General features: G+C 62.9%; 5 protein-coding genes. 1 reads left to right on the forward strand and 4 read right to left on the reverse strand.

Annotated elements, in window-relative coordinates; translation table 11 throughout:
- Positions 1–89 precede the first annotated feature (89 nt).
- On the reverse strand, positions 90–1769 hold the full coding sequence (locus EVC45_RS42770) for a phage integrase family protein (protein WP_129964117.1): 1680 nt from the start codon (positions 1767–1769) through the stop codon (positions 90–92).
- A 216-nt stretch (positions 1770–1985) separates the two neighbouring features.
- Complete coding sequence (locus tag EVC45_RS42775) at positions 1986–2831, reverse strand: CHAD domain-containing protein (protein WP_129964118.1); 846 nt, start codon at positions 2829–2831, stop codon at positions 1986–1988.
- Positions 2832–3862: 1031 nt separating this feature from the next.
- On the opposite strand from EVC45_RS42775, the gene EVC45_RS42780 reads away from it, so the two are divergent.
- The gene (locus EVC45_RS42780; RefSeq protein WP_129964119.1) at positions 3863–4216 is read left to right on the forward strand and encodes a response regulator transcription factor; all 354 of its coding nucleotides are present in this window, start codon (positions 3863–3865) and stop codon (positions 4214–4216) included.
- A gap of 200 nt (positions 4217–4416) precedes the next feature.
- Here EVC45_RS42780 and tnpC read toward each other — a convergent pair whose 3' ends face one another.
- Both tnpC and EVC45_RS42790 read right to left on the reverse strand, forming a co-directional pair.
- Positions 4417–4782 (reverse strand): Tn3 family transposase post-transcriptional regulator TnpC, encoded by a 366-nt coding sequence (tnpC, locus tag EVC45_RS42785; RefSeq protein ID WP_028371577.1) that lies wholly within the window; start codon positions 4780–4782, stop codon positions 4417–4419.
- The gene (locus EVC45_RS42790) at positions 4779–7775 is read right to left on the reverse strand and encodes a Tn3 family transposase (protein WP_129964120.1); all 2997 of its coding nucleotides are present in this window, start codon (positions 7773–7775) and stop codon (positions 4779–4781) included. Before EVC45_RS42790 ends, tnpC begins: the two co-directional genes overlap by 4 nt.
- Between the last annotated feature and the right edge of the window lie 142 nt (positions 7776–7917).

Consider the following 7917-nt stretch of genomic DNA (forward strand, 5'->3'; position numbering starts at 1 on the left):
GGGGGCCAGACAAGGTAAGCGCAAATTCCTATCATAAGCGGCGAAGTTATGAAAACTGACGGGCTTATGTGGACGTCCGCATAAACGGCCTACAGCTTGAGGTCCCGTGCGGCAAACGCCTGGTCGAACTGCCGTGCGCGCTGCACTTCGTCGCTGTGCAGATAGGTCGACGTCGTCGAGATCGACGCGTGCCGCAGATTGTCGCGCACCATGACCAGTTCGGCGCCCCGCGCGAGTGCGTGGGAGGCGTGCGTGTGGCGCATCCAATGCGGGCTCGCGCGGCGCAGCTTCTCGGCCGTCCCGGGCCGCTCGTCCTGGATCGCGTCGGCCACCAGCACAAAGAACCGTCTCAGCACGCGCCAGAGCCGCGTGCTCTCAATGCCTGCGCCGTCCTCGTCGAGGTTTGCGACAAGCGGCGTTGCCGGGTTCCAGCGCGCAGGCGTGACCGGCAGGCCCCGCTGCACGAGGTGCTGGTCGAGCGCCGTCCGCGCAAGCGGCGGCAACGCCACCTTGCCGCGCTTGCCACCCTTGCCGAGCACGTGCAGCCAGTGATCACCGTGCTCATCCCGATGGATGTCGGCGAGCGTCGCGCCAACCAGCTCGCTGGCGCGCAGGCCCGTCGCATAGCCGAAGTCCAGCAGAAACCGAACGCGTTGCGCGGCCGGCACACCCCGGCCATAGGACCATTCGAGGCCGTCGGCAATGGTGCGGATCAGCAGCCACTCGCCCTCGGAGAAACCGCGCGACGCGTCCAGGCCCGCGCGCGATGCGTGGCTCTTGACCTTGACGCCGGCGAACGGATTCGCCAGCACGTAGCGCTGCTCGACCAGCCAGCGAAATAGCGCCGACAGGACATTCAGTGCGTACGCCGCTGATCTGGGCGAGAGCGCGCCGATGAACGGTCGCCATTCGACACTGTGCCGTGGCCGCGACGGCCCGACCCAGCGCTCGCGCGGCGTGGGCCGGCGCAGGAAGGCCCGGTACGCGATCGCGTCGTCAGTGGTGAGCGACGACAGCGCCCGGCCTCGCTCGATGATCGCCCACAGGATCAGGCGCTCTGCTTCCTTGCGGTAGGCGCGCTGCGTGGTGGCCGATTCATGCAGCGACAGCCAGGACTGGATCGCCTCGTAGTCGTTGGATGCATTCAGCAGGCAGGCGGCCCGCGGCGCGCGGAACTGTCCATGCGAGCCGTCGACTTCGTGCGGCACGCGCAACTGCTCCCACGGCACGACGTCCCCGGCCGGTGCCGCGACGATCAACGCCCGGGCCCGTTCGGTCAGTGCTGGATGGGCGGCAAAAAACGCCTCCACGCGACGCGCGCCAGCGACGCCGAGTCCGTCGATCGCGATCCACCAGCGGCGCCGGCGCGGAATCCGCACGGTCAGATCGGCCAGCGTCCGAATGCCATGCGCCTGCAGGGCGGCCACCACGCGCAGTGGCAACCACCGATCGATCTCGTCAGCAATATGCGGAACCGGTGCTGGCAGGCTGCGCAGCAACTCGATCGTGCGCGCGACGGTGTCGGCCGACGCAGTGGATCGCTCGCCGAATGTTGCGGCCAGGTCGGCTCGGTGACGGCTCGTCGCGAACGCGACCAGGGTGCGCCGAATGCCGCCGAGCACGCCGCGCGCGGATGCTCCTGGCGCCTTGCGGTCGGACAGATAGCGGGCGACGGCTGCTCGGGCGTCGAGCCCGGCGTACCAGGCACGCAGCGCCGCCAGTTCAGCATCGTCGGGAAAGGCAAGGGGTTCGGTCTCACGCGTTTTCATGATTGCCAGTTTAGATCAAAATCAGTGACGGACTGATAATGTTGTTTATCACGCTGGCCTTGTTTTTCTGCAACGCAGCTGCCGCGTGCGACTCCGAATGACTGTTGCGGAGCGACGCGAGAGGCTCAGTACGACCCTCTCCGGCCACTGAAGCAAGGTGAAGTCGAGTGGCAGTTTTGGGGTTCTTTCCGACGTCCGGTTGAGACGGCGCCTGTCTTATCCGTTGCGTAACACTGTTGCTGCGGCGCGCATGCGGCGCTTTCGCTCCTTGCGGAACCACGCCAGCTTCTGTTCGGGATCACCCACGGCGTTGAGCAAGTCGACGTTCTCACGCAGCAGCGCTTCGCTTGCGACCACGTCGTTCAACTCGCCCAGGCGCATCTGGATTTTTTTCAGACGCTTGAGCGTCTTCTGATGTCGCCCACTCAGCACCGGGCCAAACAGCTCAAGGAGATACCGTACTCTCTTGCCCGCTTTCCGGACGTCGTGAAGTGCTGTGTAGTCTGACCGTCTGGCCTTGGTCGCCCGGCGGATTCGCGTGGTCAGATCCTTCTCGGAAGCGGCCACCCGACCGTCACTGAATGCCTGTAACGGCTGGCGACTTTCCGTCGCCTTCAGTACTCGCGACGTCTCTGCGAGCGCAGCGTGAAGCAGCGTCTTCATATCTGCGCTTGAGAGTGTTTCCCTGCTCACCTCAAGCGCCTGCTCCCGCGCTCTGGCAAAGTCCGGGGGCAAACGCCCGTCACCTTTGGGCCGCGTCGCCAGAAGTTCGATGAGGATGTCATAGTCGCGCGTCTTGCCTGCCGCATCGGCCAGGAACTTGAAGAGCGCACGCTGCCGCGTGTTTTCTCCCTTGTCGAGCAGGGGGCGATACGCCCACCACAGCGAACGCATCCGGCGCAGTGCCACGCGCAACTGATGGAGACCTTCTGCGGAGGGTTCATTGACAATCCCTTCGGCCTGCTTCAGGGCCTCCTGGACCAGCGGCGCAGCCAGCCCGGCAAACGCGGTCTCGGCAGTTTCGTCACGAGTTTCGCTTTCAGGCATTTCCCTAGGATTCATCTGATCTCCTGGCAGCCAGTCTGGCATGCAGGCAGAACGATCACGAAATCACAGGATTGCAGGCATTGTCAGGATGACGCAACCAGAGTATTTCGAATACGCGGAATTTCCAGCTGCCGACGATTGGCGTCGTCGCTGCGCCGCAACACAGTCTTGAACTCGCGGAATAGGTGTTTATACTAAGCACGTCTCCTCCATGTCTCCTCGATATGGATTCGGCCCGCTCTTGAGCGGGCCTTTTTTCTGGCCGGGACGGACGTCCCATCAGTTTTTGCGCCGTGCTATAGTCGTTGCCCAATCGCCAGCGCGAGCCCAACGTCCATGTCCTGCGACGCCTGCGCCAGAATGCAAGAGAGCGCGATTCCAACGGGCCATGGCTGGCTGGTGGAAGCGCGCAGTCCCACGAGGTTGCGTCCGCTCGGGCGACCAGCAGTGGTCGTGCAACTTTATCGCTGCCGCCTATGCGTCACCAACTGGCTATCGGAAAGCGACCCTCTGGATCCCGGTACCGCCGAATGGGTGTGTCTGCATAACGCTTCAAATGTCCTTGCCCCAGTTTCAACGTTGCACCCGGGTCCAGCCTGCCCTTCGCCTACGCCTGCTTTCGAAGCGGGTCTCGGCGACCGCGCGTCGCTAACAGAGTCGCCACGTCACAGCTTCAGCTAGCTACACGACTTGGTCAATCCGACCGGATGCCATGCCTGCAGGGGCCCTGAACGCCGGGTACTCTCACCCTCCCTCTTCACCGGCAGCTCGGATCTTCCCTTGCGAGATGGAGATATCATTGTCAGCAGGACCTTGTGGGTCGCTTTGAGCCATATCATCGGTAGCGCCACGTCCTCGACGCCAAATTCGTAGGCGATGCTTTCGTCCGACAGATACCGCGCACTATCTGAATGCAAGTTTCACGCGGTAACGTCGATCTCTCAAAGTTGCGCGCACGCTCAAGTCTCGCCTGGGTATCGACGCAGCGTTACCTGCATGCACTCCGACGGAGCTGAACATGATCAGAGTCGCAATCGCTGACTCGGATGAAGGAGCGCGCTTCTATCCGCACGCTACTGGCAGCCTCCAGTGACATAAAAACCGTCAAGGAGGCATTCGATGGCTGCAGCACGCTGGCGCTCCTACAGTCAACACAGTTCGACGTGTTGACGCTCGGCTTGCCTATGCTCGGATTGCAGGGGGAAGACCTGATACGGGAAATAAAAGGGCAGCAGCCGTCGCTGCGCGTCATCGTGGTCACTGCGCTCGCGACCGAGGACAACGCAGTAGGCGTGTTCAAAGCGGGAGCGTCCGGCTTTGTCGTGAAGTCGAGTCTGGCCGACGATCTGCTCGCCGCGATTCGCCGCGTTGCATCCGGAGGCGTCTACGTCAGCCTCTAGTCCTCTGGTATTCCCGCAGAGATGAATGAGCAAAGCGCTTCGTTGAAGCGCTGAAGCAGCGTTTGTCTCCCCGACAGGATGGTCGTTTGCTGACCATAGCAGACGCCTGAACTTCCAATCCTCCGCAGCGCCGAATGACGGGTCGTGGCCGACTGCTGCCCGACGCGAGCACCAGTGGCACCCCTGGTGGCCGTTGTTTCTCAGACGTCGCCAGACTTGTCGTTCGGGGACAGCGCTTCGAGCGGTTCGAGGATCGCTCTCACCCCGGTGAGCTCAGCAACGAAATCGTCTAGCAGGTCGAGCGCATCCATCACCTGCTCGGGCAAGGTGCCTTCGCGTCGCGACGGTACCGACGGTGCGCCGTTCAACACCGAGTGCGCCATACTGTGGATCGCCAGGAGATCGTCACGTAGCCCCTCGGGATCATGAAGTTGAGTTCGGATGCGATCGACGATATCGACGGCGGCCAGCAGGCGGGCTGTGTCGTAGCTCGATTCGAGCCGCTCAAGCGCGGCGGTATCGACATCGCCGAAATAGGTCGTAGTGGTGGCCGGGCGTGCAGTCATAAACGGGATGCGTAGGTGCGGGCAGCTTGACCGAAGAGCGGGTCCCTGATCCAGGCTTCCGGCCGACGATCCAGGTGCAGTTTGTAGTGGCCGAAGCGGCGGATGTTGTGGGTCGGATACGGGCTCAGAAACTCGATGTCTTCGGCGCGCACCTTCTCGCCGTTTGCCGCCATCTCGCGCAGCGCCTGCATCATGTCCACCGTGTTTTGCAAGATCACGGCCGACGCGACGAGATCGTTGTAGCGTAGCCGTTTTTGCTGCTCCTCTGGCTCGTTCTCGGCGATCACGTCCCCGCCGAACGACAGCCACTTCGAGAAGCCATTGTACGACTCGATCTTGTTCGTGTTCGCGGTGACCTCCTGCCGCAATTCGAGGCTGCCGATCCACTCGAGCAGGAACGCCGTGCGAACGACGTTGCCGAGCTCGCGGGCGGCCAGGTACAGCCGGTTCTTGCGGCTTTCGGAGCCGAGCCGACGCAGCAGCAGCGGCGACGAGATCGTCCCCGCCTGAATCGACAGCGCGACCTGCATCAGCTCCTGCCAGTGCTGCTCGATCAGCTCCCAGTCGATGGTCGCCGTGAACAGCTTGTCGATGTGCTTGTATTTGGCCTTGCTGTCCGGCCGGTACAGCACGAGGTCCTTCCAGTTGCGAATCCGCGGCATCAACCTGATGCCGAGCAGGTACGTGAACGCGAAAACGGCGGCCGACTGGCCCTGCGTGTCGGCATGAACGGTGTCCGCCTTGACCGACAGCCCCGCCTTCAGCAGTCCCTCGATCACATAGATCGCTTCCCACACGCCAGGTGGAATGAAGTGCTGGAACACCGCGATATAGTTGTCGGCGACATGCCGGTACGCGACCGCGCCCATTTTTCGGTAGCGAAAGTGATAGCCGGCCAGCAGGTTGTTGTCGTAGAAGTCGTACTGGGTGCCGTCGGCCGCCACCGTCTTGCCATCGCCCCAGTGTTTCGGCAGATCGAGCCGCAGGTACAGTTCAATCAGCTCGCGTTGTGCGGTCTCGAGCTTGTCCAGGCTCATGTGCCGACGATTGACGAACGACAGCATGTGTGCGGTGACATCGGAGTCGAGATGGCGGGCCGCCTGGGTCGGGCCGAGGTTGCAGCCCATCGCGAAAATGGTCAGCAGGTAGCGCTCGGCGGCCTTGCGAATCTGCGGATCGCTTCCGGACAACGGCCCGAAGTGTCGCGTGAAATGGGTCCAGTGCTCGATGTTTGCGAGGATGTCCAGCATGTTACGCGTCGGCAGGCGAGCGTTGAGACGCTCCTGCAAAGCGATGGCGCTTGCCGGAATCTCCTTGGCGACGGTTTTGCGCAGGATCGGCTCGCCGTGACGGTCTATCACGACGTGCTCGCGCTTGCGCGGCAATTCGGCGTCGAGCTTGTGGGAGGCGTCGGTCAGCCATTGACGGAGATGGCTCACGAAGCCACTGCCGGTCGTGGGCATGCCGAGCTTGTCGCAATAGTCCGGCAACTGCTGCTCGCATTGCCGCCATGGCAACAGGTGATCGCGATAGTCGGCATACGCGTCGGAGCCCGATACGCACAGATCGCCGACCCGTAGTTCCTCGGCCATGTACGAAAACACGCAGAGTTCGAGATACCGGCGATTGGTCGGCGATCCGTCGCCGTGCGAGCGCCACACGAGCTTGCGCCATCGCGGCGCGGCGAAACTCACGTCGACGTCCGCGTCGATCCACTCCCGATGCAGCGATTCGTTCTCCAGCACCGCGTCGAGCGCGTTCAGCAGCGAGCGAACCGGGCTGGTCGAATCCCATTCGAGCGTACGGGCGACACGCATCATGACCGAACGGTGCGCCTTGAAGTGCTTCCAGAGCAGCGGGAGATAGTTGCGGCCGCTGAACGCACGGATCGCCGCACAGCTCTCGCGCAACGGCTCCAGATCGCCTTTCGGCGCTAGCAGCTTCCTGACCGCCCGGGCGATGGCCGTCTCATCGGATTCGTCGGCCAGGATGTCGACTACACCGTCAAGCAGGCCGACGAGGTCTTCGACCTGATCGCGCTGTTTGCGCTGAATGGCGTCCAGCTCGTCGCTTGCGCGCTTGTGGATGGCGCCCATGCGCCTCACAAACATGTCGGCGAGATCGTCGCGGGCGCGCACGCGCATGCGGTTGAGCAGCGCGACGATCAAGGTGTAGCGCTTCTCGGGCAGCGTGTCGTTCCTGAGCGCCGACGCGTCGAGCGCCATCGCCTGATTCGCTAGCGAGCGCAGCTTCGAGGCTGGAATCCCGGCGACGGCCAGTGAAAAGTCACCGAACTCGTCGAGCCAGGCAATCTGGTCGATTAGCAGCTCCAGATGCTGGCGCGACGGGCGTTTCGCATGACGCTTGATCCGGTTGTAGGCCGTCTGCCGGGTCGACAGATCGCGCGCGAGCAACCGGTCCAGCGCAAGCATCTGTTGATCGGTCAGCCGTCGCATGACACGCTTGAAGAGCCGGGACTGCGCGCGGGCGTGGATCTGTTCGGTCAGCCGGTCGAGCGTCGAGAACGCCGGCAGCTCGATATCGCGCGCGATGAGTTCGTCGATCGTCGCGTTGATGATGTCCACCGGCTGGTCCATCGTCAGCGACGCCGTGTGCGCTGCCCGTGTTGCTATCGCGTTCGCGTCAGTGCCGTAATAGGGCTTCACGTCGAGCCACGTGCGTACCGCGGCGTAATGCCGGAAGAGCGTTGGAGACGACGCGGTGTCGTAGCCGAATTGCACGGTGTCGCCGATATCGGCGGCCGCCCGGACGTGATCAACGATGGCGGTCGGAATAGCGTCAAGCGGCGGAAAATAGTGCAGTTGCTGAAAGATCTTCAGCAGCACCAGCAGGCCCAGTCGAGGTCGCTCGCCACGTGTTGACCGGCGTGCCCATTCAAGCTCGTCGGGCAGCGGCGTGTAGCAGGCTTGCAGTTCCCGGGGTGCCAGAACCTCGGGGAAGCGCGGGTACGCGGTGCGTTCGAGGGTAGCCATTGCGGATCGTCCGGATCGCAGAGGGCCGCCTAGATTAGCGCAAGAGAAGTCGGATGTTATTGCGGAAAATCGTAATAATCAGAGCCGCCTTTATAACTATACGGCCTATGATAGGAATTTACGCTTACCTTGTTCATGCCCC

It is taken from the genome of Paraburkholderia sp. UYCP14C (assembly GCF_004197395.1).
Classification (GTDB): Bacteria; Pseudomonadota; Gammaproteobacteria; order Burkholderiales; family Burkholderiaceae; genus Paraburkholderia.

Coding starts and splice junctions, on each gene's coding strand:
- EVC45_RS42775 (WP_129964118.1), bottom strand. CDS start 2,831: ATGAATCCTAGGGAAATGCCTGAAAGCGAAACTCGTGACGAAACTGCC.
- EVC45_RS42770 (WP_129964117.1), bottom strand. CDS start 1,769: ATGAAAACGCGTGAGACCGAACCCCTTGCCTTTCCCGACGATGCTGAA.
- tnpC (WP_028371577.1), bottom strand. CDS start 4,782: ATGACTGCACGCCCGGCCACCACTACGACCTATTTCGGCGATGTCGAT.
- EVC45_RS42790 (WP_129964120.1), bottom strand. CDS start 7,775: ATGGCTACCCTCGAACGCACCGCGTACCCGCGCTTCCCCGAGGTTCTG.
- EVC45_RS42780 (WP_129964119.1), top strand. CDS start 3,863: ATGAAGGAGCGCGCTTCTATCCGCACGCTACTGGCAGCCTCCAGTGAC.